Origin of the sequence: Burkholderia cepacia (assembly GCF_029962485.1) — a bacterium.
Taxonomy (GTDB): Bacteria; Pseudomonadota; Gammaproteobacteria; order Burkholderiales; family Burkholderiaceae; genus Burkholderia.
The window spans coordinates 2,232,126-2,257,107 of record NZ_CP073637.1 but is presented as its reverse complement, the minus strand read 5'-3'; the positions used below and the strand labels follow the sequence as shown (position 1 = coordinate 2,257,107).

General features: G+C 65.2%; 22 protein-coding genes. 19 read left to right on the top strand and 3 right to left on the bottom strand.

Annotated features, from left to right (window positions below; translation table 11 throughout):
* Positions 1–12: 12 nt before the first annotated feature.
* Together KEC55_RS10490 and map are read right to left on the bottom strand one after the other, a co-directional pair.
* Entirely contained in the window at positions 13–2,589 is a 2,577-nt protein-coding gene (locus KEC55_RS10490; RefSeq protein WP_282505410.1) for a [protein-PII] uridylyltransferase, read from the bottom strand.
* A 45-nt stretch (positions 2,590–2,634) separates the two neighbouring features.
* Complete coding sequence (gene map / locus KEC55_RS10485) at positions 2,635–3,450, bottom strand: type I methionyl aminopeptidase (protein WP_282505409.1); 816 nt, start codon at positions 3,448–3,450, stop codon at positions 2,635–2,637.
* A gap of 377 nt (positions 3,451–3,827) precedes the next feature.
* Here map and rpsB point away from each other — a divergent pair, with 377 nt between their 5' ends.
* The 16 genes from rpsB to KEC55_RS10405 all read left to right on the top strand — a co-directional run bounded on the left by rpsB (position 3,828) and on the right by KEC55_RS10405 (position 19,443).
* Positions 3,828–4,568 carry a 30S ribosomal protein S2 gene (gene rpsB, locus KEC55_RS10480; RefSeq protein ID WP_011352461.1) on the top strand — a complete coding sequence of 247 codons (741 nt, stop codon included), beginning with the start codon at positions 3,828–3,830 and terminating at the stop codon, positions 4,566–4,568.
* Positions 4,569–4,730: 162 nt separating this feature from the next.
* Positions 4,731–5,612: a translation elongation factor Ts gene (gene tsf, locus KEC55_RS10475; RefSeq protein ID WP_282505408.1), complete on the top strand. Its 882-nt coding sequence runs from the start codon at positions 4,731–4,733 to the stop codon at positions 5,610–5,612.
* A gap of 156 nt (positions 5,613–5,768) precedes the next feature.
* A complete protein-coding gene (gene pyrH / locus KEC55_RS10470) occupies positions 5,769–6,482 on the top strand; it encodes a UMP kinase (RefSeq protein WP_011352459.1) in 714 nt (237 codons plus the stop codon).
* Between the two features lie 90 nt (positions 6,483–6,572).
* Positions 6,573–7,133 carry a ribosome recycling factor gene (gene frr, locus KEC55_RS10465; RefSeq protein ID WP_014896735.1) on the top strand — a complete coding sequence of 187 codons (561 nt, stop codon included), beginning with the start codon at positions 6,573–6,575 and terminating at the stop codon, positions 7,131–7,133.
* A 49-nt stretch (positions 7,134–7,182) separates the two neighbouring features.
* A complete protein-coding gene (uppS, locus tag KEC55_RS10460; RefSeq protein ID WP_011352457.1) occupies positions 7,183–7,965 on the top strand; it encodes a polyprenyl diphosphate synthase in 783 nt (260 codons plus the stop codon).
* Positions 7,959–8,780, top strand: coding sequence for a phosphatidate cytidylyltransferase (locus KEC55_RS10455; protein ID WP_282505407.1), 822 nt, complete (start codon positions 7,959–7,961; stop codon positions 8,778–8,780). Before uppS ends, KEC55_RS10455 begins: the two co-directional genes overlap by 7 nt.
* A 15-nt stretch (positions 8,781–8,795) precedes the next feature.
* Complete coding sequence (locus KEC55_RS10450) at positions 8,796–9,992, top strand: 1-deoxy-D-xylulose-5-phosphate reductoisomerase (RefSeq protein WP_176047334.1); 1,197 nt, start codon at positions 8,796–8,798, stop codon at positions 9,990–9,992.
* An 11-nt stretch (positions 9,993–10,003) separates the two neighbouring features.
* Positions 10,004–11,374 carry an RIP metalloprotease RseP gene (gene rseP, locus KEC55_RS10445; RefSeq protein ID WP_282505406.1) on the top strand — a complete coding sequence of 457 codons (1,371 nt, stop codon included), beginning with the start codon at positions 10,004–10,006 and terminating at the stop codon, positions 11,372–11,374.
* Between the two features lie 61 nt (positions 11,375–11,435).
* Positions 11,436–13,745: an outer membrane protein assembly factor BamA gene (gene bamA / locus KEC55_RS10440; RefSeq protein ID WP_282505405.1), complete on the top strand. Its 2,310-nt coding sequence runs from the start codon at positions 11,436–11,438 to the stop codon at positions 13,743–13,745.
* Between the two features lie 64 nt (positions 13,746–13,809).
* Positions 13,810–14,307, top strand: a complete 498-nt coding sequence (locus KEC55_RS10435; protein WP_048248617.1) for an OmpH family outer membrane protein — start codon at positions 13,810–13,812, stop codon at positions 14,305–14,307.
* A 16-nt stretch (positions 14,308–14,323) separates the two neighbouring features.
* Positions 14,324–15,406, top strand: coding sequence for a UDP-3-O-(3-hydroxymyristoyl)glucosamine N-acyltransferase (lpxD, locus tag KEC55_RS10430; RefSeq protein WP_282505403.1), 1,083 nt, complete (start codon positions 14,324–14,326; stop codon positions 15,404–15,406).
* A gap of 129 nt (positions 15,407–15,535) precedes the next feature.
* Positions 15,536–16,003 (top strand): 3-hydroxyacyl-ACP dehydratase FabZ, encoded by a 468-nt coding sequence (gene fabZ, locus KEC55_RS10425; RefSeq protein ID WP_006495559.1) that lies wholly within the window; start codon positions 15,536–15,538, stop codon positions 16,001–16,003.
* Positions 16,004–16,061: 58 nt separating this feature from the next.
* Positions 16,062–16,850: an acyl-ACP--UDP-N-acetylglucosamine O-acyltransferase gene (gene lpxA, locus KEC55_RS10420; RefSeq protein WP_059233858.1), complete on the top strand. Its 789-nt coding sequence runs from the start codon at positions 16,062–16,064 to the stop codon at positions 16,848–16,850.
* Between the two features lie 3 nt (positions 16,851–16,853).
* Entirely contained in the window at positions 16,854–18,023 is a 1,170-nt protein-coding gene (gene lpxB, locus KEC55_RS10415; RefSeq protein WP_282505402.1) for a lipid-A-disaccharide synthase, read from the top strand.
* Complete coding sequence (gene rnhB, locus KEC55_RS10410; RefSeq protein WP_282505400.1) at positions 18,020–18,664, top strand: ribonuclease HII; 645 nt, start codon at positions 18,020–18,022, stop codon at positions 18,662–18,664. Before lpxB ends, rnhB begins: the two co-directional genes overlap by 4 nt.
* Entirely contained in the window at positions 18,661–19,443 is a 783-nt protein-coding gene (locus tag KEC55_RS10405; RefSeq protein WP_176047328.1) for a TrmH family RNA methyltransferase, read from the top strand. Before rnhB ends, KEC55_RS10405 begins: the two co-directional genes overlap by 4 nt.
* A gap of 149 nt (positions 19,444–19,592) precedes the next feature.
* On the opposite strand, the gene ppsR is transcribed toward KEC55_RS10405, so the two are convergent.
* On the bottom strand, positions 19,593–20,408 hold the full coding sequence (ppsR, locus tag KEC55_RS10400; protein ID WP_047900996.1) for a posphoenolpyruvate synthetase regulatory kinase/phosphorylase PpsR: 816 nt from the start codon (positions 20,406–20,408) through the stop codon (positions 19,593–19,595).
* A 376-nt stretch (positions 20,409–20,784) separates the two neighbouring features.
* Between ppsR and ppsA the strand changes: the two genes are divergently transcribed.
* From ppsA to KEC55_RS10385, 3 genes are all read left to right on the top strand, one after another.
* The gene (gene ppsA / locus KEC55_RS10395; protein ID WP_176047327.1) at positions 20,785–23,187 is read left to right on the top strand and encodes a phosphoenolpyruvate synthase; all 2,403 of its coding nucleotides are present in this window, start codon (positions 20,785–20,787) and stop codon (positions 23,185–23,187) included.
* A gap of 204 nt (positions 23,188–23,391) precedes the next feature.
* A complete protein-coding gene (locus KEC55_RS10390) occupies positions 23,392–23,826 on the top strand; it encodes an NfeD family protein (protein ID WP_282505399.1) in 435 nt (144 codons plus the stop codon).
* 33 nt (positions 23,827–23,859) lie between these two features.
* A complete protein-coding gene (locus tag KEC55_RS10385; protein WP_282505398.1) occupies positions 23,860–24,795 on the top strand; it encodes an SPFH domain-containing protein in 936 nt (311 codons plus the stop codon).
* Positions 24,796–24,982: the final 187 nt, after the last annotated feature.

Below are 24,982 nucleotides of genomic sequence, written 5' to 3'. Positions count from 1 at the left end.
GCTGGAATTCACTCAGACTGCGATCGCTCGCAGCAATTCGGTTTCGAGCTGGATCTGCAGGCGGTTGTCGGACAAGCCGGCGCCCGCGAGCAGGAAGATATCCTCGACGCGTTCGCCGAGCGTATTGATCCGCGCCGCGTGGACGCCGATCTGATGCTCGGCGAGTACGCGCGCGATCGAATAGAGAAGGCCCGGCCGGTCGTTGGCCGACACGGACAGGATGTAGTACTGGCCGCGCTCGTCGGCCCGCAGGTCGACGCGCGGTGTGATCGGAAACGTCCGGGACAGCCTCGACAGGCGGCCCTTGGACGGTTCCGGCAGCGGTGCGGTTTCGGCGAGCCGCGTCGCGAGCTGCTGTTCGACGAGATTCGCGATGTCGCGGTAACGCACGTCGTGTTCGGTCTGCGTGACGATGAAGTTGTCGAGCGCATAGCCGTGGCGCGTCGTGCTGACGCGCGCGTCGAGCACCGACAGACCGTTGCGGTCGAAATACGCGCAGATACCCGCGAACAGGTCCGGGCGGTCCTTCACGTACACGAGCACCTGCAGCGCGTCGCCGATCGGCGACGGCCGCGCGCGAACGATCGCGGTTTCGGCGTTCACGTGCCGGTACAGCACGCGCGTCTGCCACGCGATGTCGGCCGCATCGTGACGCAGGAAGAAGCCGACGTCGAGCTGATCCCACAGCGCGCGGTGCGCGTCGTCGGGCACGGTCTCGAGGCGCAGCAGCGCGAGCGCCTGTTCCTGCCGCGACTTCAGCTCCGAATGTGCGTCGGGGTTCGCGCCGCCGAGCACCGCGAGCGTGATGCGGTACAGGTCTTCCAGCAGCTTGCCCTTCCACGTGTTCCATACCTTCGGGCTCGTGCCGCGGATATCGGCGACGGTCAGCAGGTACAGCGCGGTGAGGTAGCGTTCGTTGCCGACGACTTCGGCAAAGCGCTTGATGACTTCGGGGTCGCTCGTGTCCTGCTTCTGCGCGACCTGGCTCATCGTCAGGTGATGCTGGACGAGCCATACGATCAGCGACGCGTCGTCGCCGGTGATGCCGTGCTCGCGGCAGAAGCGCCGCGCATCGGCCATCCCGAGCGTCGAGTGGTCGCCGCCGCGGCCCTTCGCGATGTCGTGGAACAGCGCCGCGACATACAGCACCCACGGGCGCTCGAAATTGCCGATCAGCTGGCTGCAGAACGGATATTCGTGCGCATGCTCGGCCACCGCGAAGCGACGGATGTTGCGCAACACCATCAGGATGTGCTGGTCGACCGTATACACGTGGTACAGGTCGTGCTGCATCTGTCCGACGATGCGGCGGAAATTCAACAGATAGCGGCCGAGCACGCTCGTCTGGTTCATCAGCCGGAACGCGTGCGTGATGCCTTCGGGCTGCTGCAGGATCCGCATGAACGTGTCGCGGTTCTGCGGATCGCGGCGCCATGCGTTGTTCATGATTTCGCGCGAGTTGTACAGCGCGCGCAGCGTGCGGGCGGACAGGCCCTTCACGCCGCGGGTCGTCTCGTACAGCAGGAACGCTTCGAGGATCGCGTCGGGATGGCGTTCGAACACGCTGTCGTCGACGATCTCCAGCATGCCCTGCTTCTCGACGAATCGATCGGGAGACAGCACGCGCGTGATGCCGCTCGTCGCGGGGAAGAGTTGCGCCTCGATGTTCTGGATCAGGATCGTCGCGAGCTGCGTGACGGCTTTCGCGGCCCAGTAGTAGCGACGCATCAGCTGCTCGCTCGCGCGCTTGGCCTGCGTCGGCTGGTAGCCGAAGCTCTCGGCGGCCTGCGTCTGCAGGTCGAACACGAGCATGTCCTGGCGGCGGCCGGCGATCACGTGCAGCCGCGCGCGCAGCGTCTTCAGGAAGCCTTCGTTGCGGCGCAGTTCGCGCGCCTCGCGATCGGTGATGAGGCCGCGCGTGTCGAGTTCGCGCCAGCTGCTGCCGAAGCCGGCCGCGCGTGCGATCCACAGGATCGTCTGCAGGTCGCGCAGCCCGCCGGGGCTTTCCTTCACGTTCGGTTCGAGGCTGTACGGCGTGTCCTGGAACTTCGCGTGGCGCTGGCGCATCTCGAGCACCTTCGCGGTGAAGAACGCACGGGCGTCGAGCGCCTCGTGATAGCTCACCGTGAAGCGCTCGAACAGCGCGGTGCTGCCGACGATGCGGCGCGCTTCCAGCAGCGAGGTCTGCACCGTGACGTCCTGCGACGCCTCCTCGATGCACTGCGCGACCGTGCGCACGCTGCTGCCGATCTCGAGACCGAGATCCCACGCCATCCCGATGAAACGCTCGATGCGCGCGTCGAGCGCCGGGTCGTGCGCATCGGGCAGCAGCACGAGGATGTCGACGTCGGAGTAGGGTGCGAGCTCGCCGCGCCCGTAGCCGCCGACGGCGACGAGCGCGAGCGTCGCGGGCAGCCCGCAGTCGTCCCACACGCGCTTCAGCGCGTCGTCGGTGAGTTTCGACAGCGCGTGCATCAGCGACGCGACGTTCGTCGCGCGGCGAAAGCGCTCGAGCATCTCCGTCTTGGCGGCCTTGAATTCGGCGCGCCGCGACAGCGCGTCGGGCGAGGGGGCGGCGTGAGCGCTCATGGGCGGCCGTTCAGGTGCGGGCGGGGCGGGCTGGCGCGACGGCGCTCAGACGGCGGCGGCCGGTTGCGCGAACACGGGGCGCGCCGGCGTGCCGGCCGACACGGTCAGCACGTCGTAGCCGGTTTCGGTGACGAGCACCGTGTGCTCCCACTGCGCCGACAGGCTGCGGTCGCGCGTCTTGACCGTCCACTGGTCGGGCATCGTGCGGATGTCGCGCTTGCCGGCGTTGATCATCGGCTCGATCGTGAAGATCATCCCGGCCTTCAGTTCGATGCCGGTGCCCGGCCGGCCGTAGTGGACGACTTGCGGATCCTCGTGGAACACCGTGCCGATGCCGTGGCCGCAGTATTCGCGCACGACGCTGTAGCCCTGCGCTTCCGCGTGCTTCTGGATCGCGTAGCCGATGTCGCCGAGGTGCGCGCCGGGCTTGACCTGGTCGATGCCGAGCCACATGCATTCGTAGGTGGTCTGGACGAGGCGCTTCGCGAGGATCGAGCCTTCGCCGACGATGAACATCCGGCTGGTGTCGCCGAAGTAGCCGTTCTTGATCACGGTGATGTCGATGTTCAGCGCATCGCCGTTCTTGATCACCTTCTCGCCGGGAATGCCGTGGCAGATCACGTCGTTGACCGAAATGCAGGTGGCCTTCGGGTACGGCGGATAGCCGGGCGGCTGGTAGTTCAGCGGCGCGGGGACCGTGCCCTGTTCGTTGAGCATGAACTCGTGGCAGAGGCGATCGAGTTCGGCGGTCGTGACGCCCGCGACGACGTGCGGCGTGATGAAGTCGAGCACTTCGCTGGCGAGACGGCAGGCGACGCGCATCTCCGCGATATCGTGTTCGTTTTTGAGCGTAATAGCCATCGAGGTATGCCTGGAATGCGGTGAATTGACGGATTATCGCACCTTATGGCGGGCCTCGCAGCCCCTGCCGGCGGTGCGGGTGCGGGTTTTCGCGGATTGTCCGGCCGGCCGCCGCGCGGCTAGCGAAAGTGGTGAGCGACTTGAGAGCGGACAAATCGGCGTGCTATACTCTTTGGCTAAGTCGACATCCAAATGCCGTAGTGCCCCGTTGTGGGGCGGCATCGCGGTGAAAGGCTTGCGGCACGGGCGTTTTGCACGTGCCGAATCACAAGCCGGCGCAACCAGGGTGCCGGCCGCGCAGAATTTGCGCCCTTGCGGGCGGGTTCACGCGGCGGTACGGCGGCCGGCTTAAGACCCAACCCTCGTGGAGAATTTACATGGCAGTTACGATGCGCCAAATGCTGGAAGCGGGTGTCCACTTCGGTCACCAGACGCGCTTCTGGAACCCGAAGATGGCTCCGTTCATTTTCGGTCACCGCAACAAGATTCACATCATCAACCTCGAAAAGACGCTGCCGATGTTCACGGACGCACAGAAGTACGTGCGCCAGCTGGCAGCGAACCGCGGCACGATCCTGTTCGTCGGCACGAAGCGTCAATCGCGTGACACGATCGCCCAGGAAGCGCAGCGCGCAGGCATGCCGTACGTCAACGCACGCTGGCTCGGCGGCATGATGACCAACTTCAAGACGCTGAAGGTATCGATCAAGCGCCTGAAGGACATGGAAGCAGCCGTCGAATCGGGCGAAACCGAGAAGATGAGCAAGAAGGAAGCGCTGCTGTTCGAACGCGAAATCGCCAAGCTGCAGAAGTCGATCGGCGGCGTGAAGGACATGGGCGGCATTCCGGACGCAATCTTCGTCGTCGACGTCGGCTACCACAAGATTGCCGTCACGGAAGCGAACAAGCTGGGCGTGCCGGTCATCGCCGTGGTCGATACGAACCACTCGCCGGAAGGTGTGGATTACGTGATCCCGGGTAACGACGACTCGAGCAAGGCAGTCGCGCTGTACGCCGAAGGCGTGGCCGACGCGATCCTCGAAGGCCGTGCGAACGCGGTCAACGAAGTGGTCCAGGCAGCACGCGGCGACGACGAGTACGTCGAGGAAAACGCGTAACTGGCCCCGAGCCGGCGCAAAAAGGGGGCTCTCAACAGGCCCCCTTTTTTTAAGCTTGTGCGCCGGACCTGATCGCGCCGAATCGGCGCGGGTCCGGAAACGAATCTCGGCCGTTCGCGTCCAAGCGGGCGGCGTTGTGAATACAGACTCAAGGAGCGAATGATGGCGGCAATTACCGCAAGCATGGTGGCAGAACTGCGCGCAAAGACCGACGCACCGATGATGGAGTGCAAGAAGGCGCTGACGGAAGCCGACGGCGATCTGGCCAAGGCTGAAGAGCTGCTGCGCGTCAAGCTCGGCAACAAGGCGAGCAAGGCGGCATCGCGCGTGACGGCTGAAGGCGTCGTCGCATCGTTCGTCGGCGGCAACGCAGGCGCGCTGGTCGAGCTGAACTGCGAAACCGACTTCGTCGCGAAGAACGACGATTTCCTCGCGTTCTCGAAGACGGTCGCGGAACTCGTTGCGACGCAAAACCCGGCCGACGTGGCTGCGCTGTCGGCGCTGCCGCTCGACGGCACGACGGTCGACGCAGTGCGCCTGGCACTGGTCGGCAAGATCGGCGAGAACGTGTCGATCCGCCGTTTCGTCCGTTTCGAAACCGCGAACAAGATCGCAACGTACCTGCACGGCGCGCGTATCGGCGTGATCGTCGAGTACACGGGTGCGGAAGAGCAGGTCGGCAAGGATGTCGCGATGCACATCGCGGCAATGAAGCCGGTCGCGCTGTCGTCGGCCGACGTGCCGGCGGAACTGATCGAAACGGAACGCCGCGTGGCCGAGCAGAAGGCTGCGGAATCGGGCAAGCCGGCTGAAATCGTCGCGAAGATGGTCGACGGTAGCGTCCAGAAGTACCTGAAGGAAGTGTCGCTGCTGAACCAGACGTTCGTTAAGAACGACAAGCAGACGATCGAGCAGATGCTGAAGGCAGCGGATTCCGCAGTGCAGAAGTTCGCGCTGTTCGTCGTCGGCGAAGGCATCGAGAAGCGCCAGGACGACTTCGCCGCCGAAGTGGCCGCGCAAGTCGCAGCAGCAAAGCAGCAGTAAGCAGTCAGGCAGTATCCGCGGCGGGCGTCCGCTCCGCCGCGGCCGGCGGCGCTGCCGGCCGGCCGGGAACCCCGGTCCGGTCGTCGGCGCTTGCCCGAATCAGTATTTCGCCCCTACAGTTCGTGGTTGTCATCCTCTCGTCGCTCGGAAGCCCCTATGTCCAATGCCTATAAACGCGTCCTTCTCAAACTCTCCGGCGAAGCGCTGATGGGCGACGATGCCTTCGGCATCAATCGCGCGACGATCGAACGGATGGTGGCCGATATCGCCGAAGTCGTGCGTCTCGGTACGCAGCTCGCGGTCGTGATCGGTGGCGGTAATATTTTCCGTGGTGTCGCGGGTGGCGCGGCCGGCATGGACCGCGCGACGGCCGACTACATGGGGATGCTCGCGACGATGATGAACGCGCTGGCGCTGCAGGACGCGATGCGCCACGCCGGCATCGAGGCGCGCGTGCAGTCCGCGCTGCGCATGGACCAGGTCGTCGAGCCGTACATCCGCCCCCGCGCGATCCGCCAGCTCGAGGAAGGCCGTGTCGTGATCTTCGCGGCCGGTACGGGCAACCCGTTCTTCACGACGGATACGGCCGCCGCGCTGCGCGGCTCGGAAGTGGGCGCCGAAGTCGTGCTGAAGGCGACCAAGGTCGATGGCGTATATTCTGCCGATCCGAAGAAGGATCCGTCGGCCACGCGTTACACGACGATCACTTTCGACGAGGCGATCAGCCGCAACCTGCAGGTGATGGACGCGACGGCCTTTGCGCTGTGCCGCGACCAAAAGCTGCCGATTCGCGTGTTTTCGATCAACAAGCCGGGCGCGCTCAAGCGCATCGTGCTGGGCGAGGACGAAGGTACGCTCGTCCACGTGTAAACTCCCGCGGATGCGGGTCGTCGGCCTGGTGTGCGTGGCGCGCCGGGCAGCACCCGCGTTTTTTGAAGGTTTGAAGGTTCGGAGGTTGAAATGAGTGTCGCTGATACCAAGAAGGGCGTTGAGCAGAAGATGCTGCGCTCGATCGATGCATTCAAGAGCGATCTGGCGAAGATCCGTACGGGCCGCGCGCACACCGGCATGCTGGATCACGTGCAGGTCGACTACTACGGGTCGATGGTGCCGATCTCGCAGGTTGCCAACATGACGCTCGTCGACGCACGTACGATCGGCGTGCAGCCGTGGGAAAAGCCGATGGTCGCGAAGGTCGAGAAGGCCATTCGCGAAGCCGATCTCGGCCTGAATCCGGCAACGTCCGGCGACCTGATCCGCGTGCCGATGCCCGCGCTGACGGAAGAGCGCCGCCGCGAGCTGACCAAGGTCGTGAAGAGCGAAGGCGAAACGGCCAAGGTCGCGATCCGCAACCTGCGCCGTGACGCGAACGAAGCGCTCAAGAAGCTCGTGAAGGACAAGGAAATCTCGGAAGACGACGAGCGCCGTGCGAGCGACGACGTGCAGAAGCTGACCGACAAGCACGTCGCCGAAATCGACAAGCTCGTGCAGAGCAAGGAAGCCGAGATCATGACGGTCTGACGACCGTCCTCGCGCGCCGCCTTCTTCCCGCATTACTGTCTCAACGGCCATGACCTATACCAGCTCTACCGTTCGCGTGCCTGACGTCGGCGTCGTGCCGCGTCACATCGCGATCATCATGGACGGCAATGGCCGTTGGGCGACCGAACGCCGCTTGCCGCGCGTCGCGGGGCACACCCGCGGCGTCGATGCCGTACGGGCGGTGGTCGAAGGTTGCGCGCGCGCCGGCGTCGAATACCTGACGCTGTTCGCGTTCAGTTCGGAAAACTGGCGCCGGCCGAACGACGAAGTGTCGTTCCTGATGCGGCTGTTCATCACCGCGCTCGAGCGCGAGGTCGGCAAGCTGCATGCAAACGGGATCCGCCTGCGTGTCGTCGGCGATCTCGACCGTTTCGAGCCGCGCATCCGCGAACTGATTCGCCGCGCCGAAACCAAGACGGCGCGCAATACGCGCCTGACGCTCACCATCGCGGCCAATTACGGCGGCCGGTGGGACATCCTGCAGGCGACGAAGAAGCTCATCGAGCAGGCCGTGCGCGAGGGTCGCGAGGTCGAAGTGACGGAGGACGCGTTCGCGCCGCACCTGGCGATGGCCTATGCGCCGGAGCCCGATCTCTTCATCCGAACGGGCGGCGAGCAGCGCGTCAGCAATTTCCTGCTGTGGCAGCTCGCGTACGCCGAGTTCTATTTCACCGACAAATACTGGCCGGATTTCGACGGCGCGGCGCTGGCCGACGCGATGGCGTCGTATACCGAGCGCGAGCGCCGTTTCGGGCGCACGAGTGCGCAGCTCGAACCGCAATCGCAGAACGCCGACTCCCTTTCATGCTGAAAACCCGTGTGATCACGGCGATCGTGATGCTGGCAGTCCTGCTGCCGGTGACGCTGTTCGCGCCGCTCACGGCGTTCGGCGCGCTGATCGGCGCCGTACTCGTGTTCGCCGCGTGGGAGTGGGCGCGCCTGCTGAGGCTCGGCGGCGCCGGCCCGGTCGTCTATGCGGTCGTCGCGGCGCTTGCGCTGGCGGCCACCACGCCGCTCGGCATCGATGCGGCGGGATCCCGCCCCCTTTTTATGGCGGCCGGCGTATTCTGGCTGCTGGTCGGCCCGTTCGCACTGCGGCGCAAGCCCGAACTCGCGGGCGGCGTGTGGCGGCCGTTCCTGCTCGCCGCCGGCCTGATCGTGTTTGCGGCCTGCTGGCATGCGCTCGTCGCGGCGCGCGCGCAGGGCGTGCCGTTCGTACTGTCGCTGCTGCTGGTCGTCTGGCTGGCCGATATCGGCGCATACTTCGCGGGCAAGGCCTTCGGAAAGCGTAAACTGGCCATTACGATCAGCCCCGGCAAGAGCTGGGAAGGCGCGATCGGCGGCTGGCTGGCCGTGATGGTCGTCGCCGGTGTCGCGATGGCCTCGCATGCGTTCGAGCCGACCCTGTTTTCCGCATTCGCCGCCCGCTACGGGATGCCCGGCGCGTGGGCCGCGTTGACGCTGCTGGTTGCGTATAGCGTGATTGGCGATCTGTTCGAGTCGCTGTTGAAGCGGCAAGCGGGCGTGAAGGATTCGAGCGGACTGCTGCCGGGCCATGGCGGCGTGCTCGATCGTGTCGACGCGCTGCTGCCGGTGCTGCCGCTTGCGATGCTGCTGCTTGGTTAAACCATTAATTCTGTTATGCAAAAACGTCTGACATTGCTCGGTTCCACGGGCTCGATCGGAGACAGCACGCTCGACGTGGTCGCGCGCCATCCCGAGCGCTTCTCGGTCTACGCGCTGACCGCGCACCGCAACGGCGACAAGCTCGTTGAGCAGTGTCTGCGCTTCGCCCCAGAAGTGGCGGTGGTCGGCGATGCCGCGACGGCCTCGCACGTCGAGGCGAAGCTGCGCGCGGCGGGCAGCAAGACGACCGTGCTGTACGGCCCGCAGGCGCTCGTCGACGTGTCGAACAGCGACGGCTGCGATACGGTGGTCGCGGCGATCGTCGGCGCGGCCGGTCTTGCGCCGAGCCTCGCGGCCGCGCGCGCCGGCAAGCGGATCCTGCTCGCGAACAAGGAAGCGCTGGTGATGTCGGGTGCGATCTTCATGGACGCCGTGCGCGACCATGGCGCGATCCTGCTGCCGGTCGACAGCGAACACAACGCGATCTTCCAGTGCATGCCGCGCGATGCGGCCGAGCACGGCGGGATCTCGAAGATCATCCTGACCGCGTCGGGCGGCCCGTTCCGCACGCGCGAACCGGCCACGCTCGTCGACGTGACGCCGGACGAAGCGTGCAAGCACCCCAACTGGGTGATGGGCCGCAAGATCTCGGTCGATTCCGCGACGATGATGAACAAGGGCCTCGAAGTGATCGAGGCGCACTGGATCTTCGGGCTGCCGGGTGATCGCATCGACGTGCTGATCCATCCGCAGAGCGTGATCCATTCGCTCGTGTCGTACCGTGACGGCTCGGTGCTCGCGCAGCTCGGCAACCCCGACATGCGCACGCCGATCGCGCACGCGCTCGCATTCCCCGAGCGCGTCGACGCGGGCGTCGACCAGCTCGACCTCGCGCAGATCGCGCAGCTGTCGTTCGAGAAGCCCGATTACACGCGCTTCCCGTGCCTCGCGCTCGCGCTGAAGGCGCTCGAGGAGGGTGGCATCGCGAGCGCCGCATTGAACGCGGCGAACGAAGTTGCGGTCGAAGCATTTCTCGAGCGCCGGATCGGCTTCATGGCGATCGCGGCGACGGTCGACTCGGTGCTCAACGCGCTGCCGAACCGTGCGCCCAACGGGCTCGACGACGTCCTGGCAGCGGATGCAGAGGCACGCCGCCTCGCCGCCGAGATCATTGCTAAAGCGCCTGCGCCCCGCGTGGAGCGTACTGTCTGAATGGGGTGCTCATGAACGTGCTGGTCGAACTGGTCGCGTTTGCGGTGGCGATCGGGGTACTGGTCGTCGTGCATGAGTACGGACACTATCGCGTCGCACGTTGGTGCGGCGTGAAGGTGCTGCGTTTCTCGATCGGCTTCGGCCAGCCCATCGCGCGCTGGGTCAGCCGTCGGACGGGCACCGAGTGGACGCTGTCCGTGCTGCCGCTCGGTGGCTACGTGAAGATGCTCGACGAGCGCGATCCGGGCCCCGGCATCCAGCCCGAGGAGCTCGGGCAGGCCTTCAACCGGCAGTCCGTCTACAAACGGATCGCGATTGTCGCGGCCGGGCCGATTGCGAACTTCCTGTTGGCAATCGCGCTGTTCTCGATCGTGTTTGCCACCGGCGTGACCGAGCCGACCGCGATCGTCGCGCCGCCGGCCGCAGGGACGGTGGCGGCCCGCGCGGGCTTCGACGGCAACGAGACGATCGTGTCGATCCGCAAAGCGCAGGGCGGCGAGTCCGAGCCGGTGCGCTCGTGGTCGGACCTGCGCTGGAAGCTGTTGTCGGCCGCGTTCGACCACCGCGAGATCGTGCTCGGCGCACGCGATGGCAACGCGACGTTCGATTTCCGCGTCGACCTCCGCAATGTTCCCGAAAGTCAGCTCGACGACGATTTCATGGCCCATCTGGGCTTCGAGACCGGCGGCGGCACGCTGTCGGTCGCATCCGTGCAGCCGGGCAGCGCGGCGGAGCAGGCCGGCCTGAAGGCCGGCGACAAGCTGGTGGCGCTCGACGGCAAGCCGATCGGCGGAGCGACGCGTTTCATCGATTCGGTGAAGCACCATGCCGGCCAGGCACTCGACCTGCAGATCGAGCGCGACGGCGCCGCGCAGACGGTGTCGATCGTGCCGCAGATGCAGCGTGACGACGAATCGGGGCAGCAGGTCGGCCGGATCGGCGCGGCGCTGTCGATGCATGCGCCGTCCGTCGACGTGCGCTACGGGCCGATCGATAGCCTGCGGCTCGGTGCGCGCCGCACGTGGGACATCTCCGTGTATTCGCTGAAGATGTTTGGGCGGATGATCACGGGCAACGCGTCGCTGAAGAACCTGTCCGGCCCGGTGACGATCGCCGACTACGCGGGCAAGAGCGCGCGGCTCGGACCATCGGCCTTCCTGTCGTTCCTCGCCCTTGTCAGCATTAGCCTTGGCGTCCTGAACTTGTTGCCGATTCCCGTTTTGGACGGGGGGCATCTGTTATATTATGCGGTTGAAGCCGCGACCGGGAAAGCCGTCTCGGAGCGCTGGCAGCTGATTCTGCAAAGAGCCGGGTTGATCTGCATCGTCGCATTGTCGGCGATCGCGCTGTTCAACGATCTGGCTCGGTTAATCCATTTCTGAAGCGTCAGGCGGCCGCTGCACGGCAGTCGCCCGATTTGATGCAGCTAAATATTGGGGATGCATGTTGTTCAAACCTCATCGCTTTGTACCTAAGACAGTTGCAGCGGCCGCGCTCGCCGCTCACGGCCTCGCGGCGCATGCAGCGGCACCGTTCGTGGTGCAAGACATCAAGATCGAGGGGCTGCAGCGCGTCGAAGCGGGTTCGGTGTTCGCCTATCTGCCGATCAAGCAGGGCGATACCTTCACGGACGACAAGGCATCCGAAGCAATCCGCGCGTTGTACGCGACGGGCTTTTTCAACGACGTTCGCATCGCCACGCAAGGCAACGTCGTCATCGTGCAGGTACAGGAGCGTCCGGCCATCGCGTCGATCGACTTCACCGGCACGAAGGAATTCGACAAGGACAACCTGACGAAGGCGCTGCGCGCCGTCGGTCTCGCCGATGGCCGCTATTACGACAAGGCGCTCGTCGACAAGGCGGAGCAGGAGCTCAAGCGCCAGTACCTGACGCGCGGCTTCTATGCGGCCGAGGTCAAGACGACGATCACACCGGTCGACGCGAACCGCGTGTCGATCCTGTTCGCGGTGGCCGAAGGCCCGAGCGCGAAGATCCGTCAGATCAACTTCATCGGCAACAAGGCGTTCAGCACCAGCGCGCTGCGCGACGAGATGCAGCTGTCGACGCCGAACTGGTTCTCCTGGTACACGAAGAACGACCTGTACGCGAAGGAAAAGCTCACGGGCGACCTCGAGGCCGTGCGTTCGTACTATCTGAACCGCGGCTACCTCGAGTTCAACATCGAGTCGACCCAGGTGTCGATCTCGCCCGACAAGAAGGACATGTACCTGACGGTCACGCTGCACGAAGGCGAGCCGTACACGGTGTCGGGCATCAAGCTGTCGGGCAATCTGCTCGATCGCGAAGCCGAACTCAACAAGCTGATCAAGATCAAGCCGGGCGATCGTTTCTCGGCCGAAAAGCTCCAGCAGACCACCAAGTCGATCGTCGACAAGCTCGGTGAATACGGCTACGCATTCGCGACCGTCAACGCCCAGCCGGACATCGACCAGGCGAACCACAAGGTGAACCTGAACCTCGTCGTCGATCCTAGCCGCCGCGTGTACGTGCGCCGCATCAACGTCGTCGGCAACACGCGCACGCGCGACGAGGTGGTGCGCCGCGAAATGCGCCAGCTCGAAAGCTCGTGGTTCGATTCGAACCGCCTCGCGCTGTCGAAGGACCGCGTGAACCGTCTCGGCTACTTCACCAACGTCGACGTGACGACGGTGCCGGTCGACGGCACGAACGACCAGGTCGACGTGAACGTGAAGGTCGACGAAAAGCCGACCGGCGCGATCACGCTGGGTGCCGGCTTCTCGTCGACGGACAAGGTCGTGCTGTCGGCCGGCGTGTCGCAGGACAACGTGTTCGGTTCGGGTACCAGCCTGTCGGTGAACGTCAACACCGCGAAGAGCTACCGTACGCTGACCGTTACGCAGGTCGACCCGTACTTCACGGTCGACGGCATCAAGCGGATCACGGACGTCTACTACCGCACGTATCAGCCGCTCTACTATTCGACGAGCTCGAGCTTCCGGATCATCAGCGCGGGCGGCAACTTGAAGTTCGGCATTCCGTTCTCGGAAGTCGACACCGTCTACTTCGGCGCGGGCTTCGAGCAGAACCGCCTCGACGTCGATTCGAACACGCCGCAGAGCTACCAGGATTACGTGAACCAGTTCGGCCGCGTGTCGAACACGGTGCCGCTGACCGTCGCATGGTCGCGCGACGCGCGTGACAGCGCGCTGATCCCGAGCCGCGGCTACTTCACGCAGGCAAACATGGAGTACGGCGTGCCGGTCGGCAAGATCCAGTACTACAAGGCCGACCTGCAGGCGCAATACTACTATTCGTTCTCGCGCGGCTTCATCCTGGGCATGAACCTGCAGGGCGGCTACGGTAACGGTATCGGCAACCCGTACCCGATCTTCAAGAACTACTACGCGGGCGGTATCGGCTCCGTGCGTGGCTACGAGCCGAGCTCGCTGGGCCCGCGCGACACGAAGACGAACGACCCGATCGGCGGTTCGAAGATGCTCGTCGGCAACATCGAACTGACGTTCCCGCTGCCGGGCACGGGCTACGACCGCACGCTGCGCGTGTTCACGTTCCTCGACGGCGGTAACGTGTGGGGTAACGCGCCGGGCGGCACGAGTACCGGCGCGAACGGCCTGCGTTACGGCTACGGTGTGGGTCTCGCCTGGATCTCGCCGATCGGCCCGCTGAAGCTGAGCCTCGGTTTCCCGCTGCAGAAGCACGAAGGCGACCAGTACCAGAAATTCCAGTTCCAGATCGGGACGGCGTTCTGACCGAACGCATGACAACAGCAACGAGAGGGTAATTTTGCTAACCGGTAAGTTTTCGAAACGAGTGATGTGCGCGCTGACCGTTGCGCTGGCCTTGGGCGCGGCAACGGTGCACGCACAGGACGTCGCCCGCATCGCGGCGGTCAATTCGGATCGGATCCTGCGCGAGTCGGCGCCCGCGAAGGCGGCGCAGACGAAGCTCGAAGCCGAGTTCGCGAAGCGTGACAAGGATCTGCAGGATCTGGCCGCGCGCCTGAAGTCGATGTCCGATTCGCTGGACAAGAACGGCACGTCGCTGTCGGCGGCCGATCGCGCGCAGAAGCAGCGCGATCTCGCCCAGCTCGATACCGACTTCCAGCGCAAGCAGCGCGAGTTCCGCGAAGACCTGAACCAGCGTCGCAACGAGGAACTGGCGGCCGTGCTGGAGCGGGCGAACAAGGTCATCAAGCAGATCGCCGAGCAGCAGAATTACGACCTGATCGTGCAGGAAGCCGTGTACGTCAGCCCGCGCATCGACATCACCGACAAGGTGCTCAAGGCGCTCGCGTCCGGCTCGACGAACTGAACGGAGCAGACGACGAATGGCATTGACGCTTGAGGAACTCGTAAAGCGGTTCGGCGGCGAGATCGCCGGCGACGCACAGTGCAAGGTGAGCGGGCTCGCACCGCTCGACCAGGCAGGCCCTCAGCAGCTCGCGTTCCTCGCGAATCCGAAGTACCTGTCGCAGGTCGAGGCGACCCGGGCAGGCGCGGTGCTGATCGCGCCGAAGGACCTCGAGAAGCTGGGCGCGGCCGCTAGCGGCCCCCGCAATTTCATTGTGACGCCGAATCCGTACGCGTACTTCGCGCGCGTCGCGCAGATGTTCATCGACCTGGCCACGCCGCAGCGCGCCGCCGGCGTGCATCCGAGCGCGACGATCGATCCGGCCGCGAAGGTCGCCGCGAGTGCGGTGATCGGCCCGAACGTGACGGTCGAGGCCGGCGCGGTGATCGAGGACGGCGTGCAGCTCGACGCGAACGTGTTCGTCGGCCGCGGCACGACGATCGGCGCCGGCTCGCACTTCTATCCGAACGCATCGGTGTACCACGGCTGCAAGGTCGGCCCGCGCGCGATCGTCCATGCGGGCGCCGTGATCGGCTCCGACGGCTTCGGCTTTGCGCCCGATTTCGTCGGCGACGGCGACGCGCGCACCGGCAGCTGGGTCAAGATCCCGCAGGTCGGCGGCGTGACGATCGGCCCGGACGTCGAAATCGGCGCGAACACGACGATCGATCGCGGTGCGATGGCGGATACCGTCATCGAGGAATGCGTGAAGATCGACAACCAGGTGCAGATCGCCCACAACTGCCGGATCGGCGCCTATACGGTCATCGCCGGCAAGGCAGGCATCGCGGGCAGCACGACGATCGGCCGCCACTGCATGATCGGCGGCGCGGCCGGGATCGCCGGCCACGTGACGCTCGGCGACTATGTCATCATCACCGCGAATTCGGGCGTATCGAAGTCGCTGCCGAAGGCCGGCATCTATACCAGCGCGTTCCCGGCCGTTGACCACGGCGAATGGAACAAGAGCGCCGCGCTCGTGCGCAACCTCGACAAGCTGCGCGATCGCATCAAGGCGCTCGAAGCCGCGCTCGCCGCCCAGGGCGGCACGGACGCCTGAGCGCATCATGCGAGACCACGAACCGGGCACGGCCAGCGCAACCGGCCCGGTTTGCCAGACTGGGCCGCGCGGCGGCCCGCTTCAGCCTTTGCATCACCACCGCGCAGCCTCTGCGTGAGACGAACCATCATGAGCACTGAAAAAATCAATCTCGACATCCACAAGATCCTCACGCTGCTGCCGCATCGCTACCCGATTCTGCTCGTCGATCGCGTGCTCGAACTCGAGCCGCACAAAGGGATCAAAGCGCTGAAGAACGTGTCGATCAACGAGCCGTTTTTCCAGGGGCACTTCCCGAAGCGGCCGGTGATGCCGGGCGTGCTGATCCTCGAGGCGCTCGCGCAGGCTGCCGCACTGCTGACCTTCGCGGAAGAGCAGCCGAAGGATCCGGAGAACACGCTGTACTACTTCGTCGGCATCGACGGTGCGCGCTTCAAGCGTGTGGTCGAGCCGGGCGATCAACTGATTCTGAACGTGACGTTCGAACGCTACATCCGCGGTATCTGGAAGTTCAAGGCGGTGGCGGAAGTGGACGGCAAGGTGGCGGCGGAAGCCGAACTGATGTGCACGGTCAAGACGGCCGACGCGGCGCCCTGAGCGACGCGGCACGCATGGGCAACGCAACGCGACACATCACATCGAGAGGCAACGGCGCATGACCAGGATTCATCCCACCGCGATTGTCGAGCCGGGCGCGCAGATCGACGAATCGGTCGAGATCGGCCCGTACGCGATCGTCGGCCCGCACGTCACGATCGGCGCGCGTACGACGATCGGCTCGCACAGCGTGATCGAAGGCCATACGACGCTCGGCGAAGACAACCGCATCGGCCACTACGCGTCGGTCGGCGGCCGTCCGCAGGACATGAAGTACAAGGACGAGCCGACGAAGCTCGTGATCGGCAACCGCAACACGATCCGCGAATTCACGACGATCCACACGGGTACCGTGCAGGACGTCGGCGTGACGACGCTCGGCGACGACAACTGGATCATGGCCTACGTGCACATCGGCCATGACTGCCGCGTCGGCAACAACGTGATCCTGTCGAGCAACGCGCAGATGGCCGGCCACGTCGAGATCGGCGACTGGGCGATCGTCGGCGGCATGTCGGGCGTCCACCAGTTCGTGCGCATCGGCGCGCACTCGATGCTGGGCGGCGCGTCGGCGCTCGTGCAGGACATCCCGCCGTTCGTGATCGCGGCCGGCAACAAGGCCGAACCGCACGGGATCAACGTTGAAGGGCTGCGCCGGCGCGGCTTCTCGGCCGATGCGATCTCGGCGCTGCGCAGCGCGTACCGCGTGCTCTACAAGAACGGCCTGTCGTTCGAGGAAGCGAAGGTGCAGTTGCGCGAGCTGGCGGAGGCCGGCGGCGACGGCGATGCGCCGGTGAAGGCACTCGTCGATTTCATCGACGCGTCGCAACGCGGCATCATCCGCTAAGCGATGGCGCTTCCGACCAATCAGCTCCGGCTCGCGATGGTGGCCGGCGAGCCGTCGGGCGACCTGCTCGGGGCATCGCTGCTCGGCGGCCTGCGCGAGCGGTTGCCCGAATCGGCCCAGTATTACGGGATCGGTGGGCAGCGGATGATCGCGCAGGGCTTCGACTCGCACTGGCAGATGGACAAGCTGACCGTGCGCGGCTATGTCGAGGCGCTGGGCCAGATTCCCGAGATCCTGCGGATTCGCGGCGAACTGAAGCGCCAGCTGCTCGCCGAGCGGCCGGACGCATTCATCGGTGTCGACGCGCCTGACTTCAACTTCAATGTCGAACAGGCCGCGCGCGACGCGGGCATTCCGTCGATCCACTTCGTGTGCCCGTCGATCTGGGCGTGGCGCGGCGGCCGGATCAAGAAGATCGCGAAGTCCGTCGATCACATGCTGTGCCTGTTCCCGTTCGAACCGGCGATCCTCGACAAGGCAGGCGTCGCATCGACGTATGTCGGCCATCCGCTGGCCGACGAGATTCCGCTCGAACCCGATACGCACGGCGCGCGCATCGCGCTGGGCCTGCCCGCAGACGGCCCCGTGATCGCGGTGCTGCCGGGCAGCCGACGCTCCGAGATCGCGCTGATCGGCCCGACGTTCTTCGCGGCGATGGCGCTGATGCAGCAGCGCGAGCCCGGCGTGCGGTTCGTGATGCCGGCGGCGACGCCCGCACTGCGCGAACTGCTGCAGCCGCTCGTCGATGCGCATCCGCAACTCGCGCTGACGCTCACCGACGGCCGCTCGCAAGTCGCGATGACGGCTGCCGACGCGATCCTCGTGAAGAGCGGCACGGTCACGCTGGAAGCCGCGCTGCTGAAGAAGCCGATGGTGATCTCGTACAAGGTGCCCTGGCTGACCGGTCAGATCATGCGCCGGCAGGGTTACCTGCCGTACGTCGGCTTGCCGAACATCCTGGCGGGGCGTTTCGTCGTGCCCGAGCTGCTGCAGCATTTCGCGACGCCCGAGGCGCTCGCCGATGCGACGCTTACGCAGCTGCGCGATGACGCGAACCGCCGCACGCTGACCGACGTGTTTACCGAAATGCATCTTTCGCTGCGGCAGAATACGGCCGTGAAGGCGGCCGAAGCCGTCGTACGCGTGCTCGAACATCGCAAGGGGCGCGCATGACCGCAGTACGTGCATCACGCCGCCGTTCGTCGAGCGACGAGCAGGGCGGTTTCGACTTCAGCCGCCCTGACGAGATCGTCTGCGGCGTCGACGAAGCCGGCCGCGGCCCGCTCGCGGGGCCGGTGGTGGCGGCCGCGGTGATTCTCGATCCCGCGCAGCCGATCGACGGGCTCGACGATTCGAAGGCGCTGTCCGCGAAGAAGCGCGACGCGCTGTACGAGCTGATCGTCGCGCGGTCGCGCGCGTACTGCGTCGCGTCGGCGAGCGTCGACGAGATCGACACGCTGAACATCCTGCACGCAACGATGCTCGCGATGAAGCGGGCCGTCGAGGGTCTGGCGGTCCTGCCGACGCTCGCGCAGATCGACGGCAACCGCTGCCCGACGCTGACCGTGCGGGCCGAGGCGATCGTCAGCGGCGACGCGCTGGTGCCGAGCATCTCGGCTGCGTCGATCCTCGCGAAGGTCACGCGCGACCGCATGCTGGTCGACCTGCACGAACGCTTCCCGGTGTACGGCTTCAACGTACATGCGGGCTACGGCACCGCGAAACACCTTGCCGCACTGCGCGAGCACGGCCCGTGCGAAGCGCATCGGCGCTCGTTCGCGCCCGTCCGTGCGGCACTCGACCTGATTCGATGAAAAGCATTACTTCCCGCGACAACCCGCTGTACAAGCGCCTGAAGGCGCTGGCGGGTTCGACGCCCCATCAGCGCCGCAGCGGCCAGGCGCTGCTCGAAGGATTCCATCTCGCGAGCGCGTACCTCGATACGGGCGCGACGCCGGAGCTGTGCGTGGCGACCGAAGGCGCGCTCGGCCACGCCGAGGCGCAGGCGATCGTCGCGCGCGTGGACGCGCAGCGGATCGTCACGTTGCCCGACGCGTTGTTCGGGCAGTTGTCGAACGTCGTCAACGGCGTCGGCTTCCTGCTGCTCGTCGACCGGCCTGAACAACCGCTGCCCGCTCGCGTCACGCATACGTCGGTCGTGCTCGACGGCGTGCAGGATGCCGGCAATGTCGGTTCGATCCTGCGCAGCGCGGCGGCGGCCGGTGTACGCCACGTGTTCTGTGCGCCGGGAACGGCGTATGCCTGGTCGTCGAAGGTGCTGCGCTCGGGCATGGGTGCCCATTTCCTGCTGTCGATCCACGAGGATGTCGACGCTGCCGCGCTCGCCGAACGCCTCGACGTGCCGGTCGCACTGACCGACTCGCATGGCGCGCAGGCGGTCTACGATTGCGACCTGTCGGGGCCGGTTGCGTGGGTGTTCGGCAACGAGGGCGCCGGCGTGTCGGCGTTCTGGCGCGATGCGGCCACGCATCGCGTGACGATCCCGCAGCCGGGCGGGATGGAGTCGCTGAACGTCGCAGCAGCGGCAGCGGTGTGCCTGTTCGAGCAGGTGCGCCAGCAGCGGCCTGCATGACGCCGCGCGCGCACGCGCCGCACAACAAAAAGGCCGCGTTCGTGAGCTGACCCCCAAGAGTTGGACATCATTCCAACCCTTGGGGGTTTTTCATTGATCCGCCTTTTTGTTTCCGGCGGGCGGCCAGGCGGCCGCCCGCGCGCAGGCGCTCAGTACGACTGCCGGTCGAGACGGATTTCCTGCAGGATCGTCGTCGCGATTTCCTCGATCGACTTGTGCGTCGACGACAGCCACTTGATCCCTTCGCGACGCATCATCGCCTCGGCCTCGTTGATCTCGTAACGGCAGTTCTCGGGCGCCGCATATTTGCTGCCCGGCCGGCGCTCGTTGCGGATCTCCGATAGGCGCTGCGGGTCGATCGACAGGCCGAACAGCTTCTCGCGGTGCGCGGACAGCGCCGACGGCAGCTTGCCGCGCTCGAAATCTTCCGGAATCAGCGGATAGTTTGCCGCCTTCACGCCGTATTGCATCGCGAGATACAGGCTCGTCGGTGTCTTGCCGCTGCGCGACACGCCGACGAGGATCACGTCGGCTTCCGACAGGTTGCGGTTCGACTGGCCGTCGTCGTGCGCGAGCGAGAAGTTGATCGCCTCGATCCGCGTCTTGTACTCCTCGGTGTCGGCGTTCTGGTGGCCGCGGCCCATCGCGTGGCTAGATTTCAGCTCCAGTTCCTGCTCGAGCGGTTCGACGAAGCGCTGGAACATGTCGAGCACGAGCGCGTTCGAGCGTTTGACGATGTCGTTCGACTCGCTGTCGACGAGCGTCGTGAACACGATCGCGCGGCGGCCGTCGTGTACGGCGGCCTCGTTGATCTTCTCGACGGTCGCATAGGCTTTGTCGAGCGAGTCGACGAACGGCACGCGCACGAGGCGGAATTTCTGGTCGAACTGGGAGAGGATCGAGTGCGCGAAGGTTTCGGCAGTGATCCCGGTGCCGTCGGAGACGATGAATACGGTAGGCAGCATGAATCTGGGCGTCGAGCGTGAAGGGCGGTTGCGCGGGCGGCTGGAGGTTCGCCTCCAGACGCAGTGACAAGGTCGCGCCACATCCGGCAGCCGGCACGGTAGAATAGCGGCAACCTGTTGGATAAGCAATTGCGGGGGCAGGGCGCGAAAGGCGCCCCAGGCTTTGCCGCTCGATTCCAAAATTCCCGGCAAGTGTGGCGATTTGTCTGTAAATATCGCCGTTCTGCCGGGATTTTTGCAAATCGGGTCGAAAGATTTTTCGCCGCTGCGAGTGTTTATCTAACAGGTTGCGCAAGACGCGCCGCGCCTTTTTGCAAGCGCCCGCGTCCGAGCCCACTTGCGCAATCGAGCATTTTTTTCACACTTAGGGGCTTGTATGACTAACGCAGCAAACGTCGCAAAGGACCAGGCGTATGTAATTCCGTTCGAGCAGTTGCGGATGACTGATGTGGAGATCGTGGGCGGCAAGAATGCGTCGCTCGGCGAGATGATCAGCCAGCTTTCCGAAGCAGGCGTTCGCGTACCCACCGGTTTCGCCACGACCGCGCTCGCGTTTCGCGATTTCCTCACGCACAACGACCTGACCGATCGTATTGCCAAGCGTCTCGAGTCCCTCGACATCGACGACGTGAAGGCGCTTGCCGAAGCCGGTGCCGAAATCCGCAAGTGGATCGTCGACGCGCCGATGCAGGCACGTCTCGAGCAGGAAATTCGCGAGCAGTTTGAAGTCCTGAAGAACGGCTCGCCGGCCGAGCTGTCGTTTGCCGTGCGATCGTCCGCGACCGCGGAAGACCTGCCCGACGCATCGTTCGCCGGCCAGCAGGAGTCGTACCTGAACGTCGTCGGCATCGAAGACGTGCTCGACCGCATGAAGCACGTGTTCGCGTCGCTGTACAACGACCGCGCGATCTCGTACCGCGTCCACAAGGGCTTCACGCACGCCGAAGTCGCACTGTCGGCCGGTGTGCAGCGCATGGTCCGCTCGGACGTCGGCGCCGCGGGCGTGATGTTCACGATCGACACCGAATCGGGCTTCAAGGACGCCGTGTTCATCACGTCGAGCTACGGCCTGGGCGAAACCGTCGTGCAGGGCGCCGTGAACCCGGACGAGTTCTACGTGTTCAAGACGACGCTCGCACAGGACAAGTACCCGATCATCCGCCGCTCGATCGGCTCGAAGCTGATCAAGATGGAATTCACGCAGCCGGGCGAGCCGGGCCGCGTGAAGACGGTCGACGTGCCGCACGAGCAGCGCAACCGCTACTCGATCACCGACGAGGACGTGATCGAGCTGGCGAAGTACGCGGTCATCATCGAGAAGCACTACCAGCGTCCGATGGACATCGAGTGGGGCAAGGACGGCCGCGACGGCAAGATCTTCATCCTGCAGGCGCGTCCGGAAACGGTGAAGAGCCAGGCAACCGGCAAGGCCGAGCAGCGTTTCAAGCTGAAGGGCCAGTCGCAGGTGCTGGCGACGGGCCGTGCGATCGGCCAGAAGATCGGTGCGGGCCCCGTGCGCGTGATCCAGGATCCGTCGGAAATGGAACGCGTGCAGCCGGGCGACGTGCTGGTGGCCGACATGACCGACCCGAACTGGGAGCCGGTGATGAAGCGTGCGGCCGCGATCGTCACGAACCGTGGCGGCCGGACCTGCCACGCGGCGATCATCGCGCGTGAGCTCGGCGTGCCGGCAGTCGTCGGTTGCGGCGATGCGACCGACATCCTGAAGGACGGCGCGCTCGTCACGGTATCGTGCGCGGAAGGCGACGAAGGCAAGATCTACGACGGCCTGCTCGAGACGGAAGTCACGGAAGTGCAGCGCGGCGAACTGCCGGAAATCCCGGTCAAGATCATGATGAACGTCGGTAACCCGCAGCTCGCGTTCGACTTCTCGCAACTGCCGAACGGCGGTGTGGGTCTCGCGCGTCTCGAGTTCATCATCAACAACAACATCGGCGTTCACCCGAAGGCGATTCTCGAGTACCCGAACATCGACCAGGACCTGAAGAAGGCGGTCGAGAGCGTCGCGCGCGGTCACGCATCGCCGCGTCAGTTCTACGTCGACAAGCTGACCGAAGGCGTCGCGACGATCGCTGCGGCGTTCTATCCGAAGCCCGTGATCGTGCGTCTGTCCGACTTCAAGTCGAACGAGTACAAGAAGCTGATCGGCGGTTCGCGTTACGAGCCGGACGAGGAAAACCCGATGCTGGGCTTCCGCGGCGCGTCGCGTTACATCGCCGAAGACTTCGCGCAGGCGTTCGAGATGGAGTGCCGTGCACTGAAGCGCGTGCGCGACGAGATGGGCCTGACCAACGTCGAGATTATGGTGCCGTTCGTGCGGACCGTGAAGCAGGCGGAGCGTGTTGTCGGCCTGCTCGAGAAGTTCGGCCTGAAGCGCGGTGAAAACGGCCTGCGCCTCGTGATGATGTGCGAAGTGCCGACCAACGCGATCCTCGCCGAAGAGTTCCTGGAACACTTCGACGGTTTCTCGATCGGCTCGAACGACCTCACGCAGCTCACGCTCGGCCTCGACCGCGACTCGGGCATGGAACTGCTGGCCGTCGACTTCGACGAACGCGATCCGGCCGTCAAGTTCCTGCTGAAGCGCGCGATCGATACCTGCCTCAAGATGGGCAAGTACGTCGGTATCTGCGGCCAGGGCCCGTCCGATCACCCGGACTTCGCGCAATGGCTGACCGACGAAGGCATCGTGTCGATTTCGCTGAACCCCGACACGATCATCGATACGTGGCAGGCACTCGCCGCCAACCGGAAGTAACGGTCGGTGATGCCGCTTCGGCGAAAGCGCGGTGCCGCCACGCTTTCGTTGAAGGCAAAATGCAAGGTTCGTGTTATAAACACCCCGGTACGCACCGGGGTGTTTTTTTTGTCGGTACGCAACGTGCCGATCCGGGCGTGCCGGTCGCCTCCGCTCGCGGCAGCGAATATAGTGAGTATCGGGGGCGTTTTTCTGGAGGCCAAAATGATGTCGGGGCATCTGTTCTGGTGGGTCGCGGTGGGCGTGCTGGTCGTGGCCGAACTGCTGACGGGCACGTTCTACCTGCTGATGATCGCGCTCGGCTTTCTCGCGGGCGGCTTGCTGCAACTGGCCGGTTTCGCGCCGCACGTGCAGTTCGGCGCGGCGGCCGCGGTCGCGCTCATCGCGATGATCGCGCTGCGCCGCTCGGGGCTTGGCCGCAAGCAGAAGCGCGACACGTCGACGAATCCCGACGTCAATCTCGACATCGGCTCGACCGTCACGGTCGATGCGTGGCGTGACGGCCGCGCACGCGTGCAGTATCGCGGCGCCGACTGGGACGTCGAGCTTGCGAACGGCGAGCGCGACGATGTGCACGTGTATCAGGTGAGTGCCGTGCGCGGCAATTGTCTCGTGGTCGTGGCGAAACCCGCGGGCTGATCGTCCGCCAATACAACAAGGAGGGAATACTTCATGGATTCGCTGATCATCTGGGTTGTCCTGCTCATCATCGCGATCGTGATCGTGTCGAAGACGGTGAAGATCGTGCCGCAGCAGCATGCATGGGTACTCGAGCGCTTCGGGCGCTATCACGCGACGCTGTCGCCCGGTCTGAACATCGTGCTGCCGTTCGTCGATCGCATCGCGTACCGGCACATACTGAAGGAAATCCCGCTCGACGTGCCGAGCCAGATCTGCATCACGCGCGACAACACGCAGCTTCAGGTCGACGGCGTGCTGTATTTCCAGGTGATGGACCCGATGAAGGCGTCGTACGGGTCGAGCAACTTCGTGCTCGCGATCACGCAGTTGTCGCAGACAATGCTGCGCTCGGTGATCGGCAAGCTGGAACTCGACAAGACGTTCGAGGAACGCGACTTCATCAACCACAGCATTGTGTCGGCGCTTGACGAGGCCGCGTCGAACTGGGGTGTGAAGGTGCTACGCTACGAGATCAAGGATCTGACGCCGCCGAAGGAAATCCTGCACGCGATGCAGGCGCAGATCACCGCGGAGCGCGAAAAGCGTGCGCTGATCGCCGCATCCGAGGGCCGCAAGCAGGAACAGATCAACCTCGCGTCGGGCGCGCGTGAAGCGGCGATCCAGAAGTCCGAAGGCGAGCGGCAGGCCGCGATCAACCAGGCGCAGGGCGAGGCCGCTGCGATTCTGGCGGTGGCCGAGGCGAACGCGCAGGCGATCCAGAAGATCGCGAGCGCGATGCAGTCGCAAGGAGGGATGGACGCGGTGAACCTGAAGGTCGCCGAGCAGTATGTCGGCGCGTTCGCGAATCTCGCGAAGCAGGGCAACACGCTGATCGTGCCGTCGAACCTGTCGGATCTCGGCAGTGCGATCGCATCGGCGATGTCGATCGTCAAACGCGCGTCGCCGGCCGCGGGCGGGAAGGGCTGAGCCGGGGCGTTCCTGATGCGCTGGCGGCCGCTGTATGCGATCCGCATGCGGCCAATCGTCGCGCGTTCGGGCGAGTTCCGCCGGAGCCCGTAAGGCGCCTTCGGCGCGAATCGTCAGGCGAAACCACCGGCTTTGTGTATCGAACGCCGCCGGCCGCCTCTGGGCGATCGATATGTGGGATTCACCG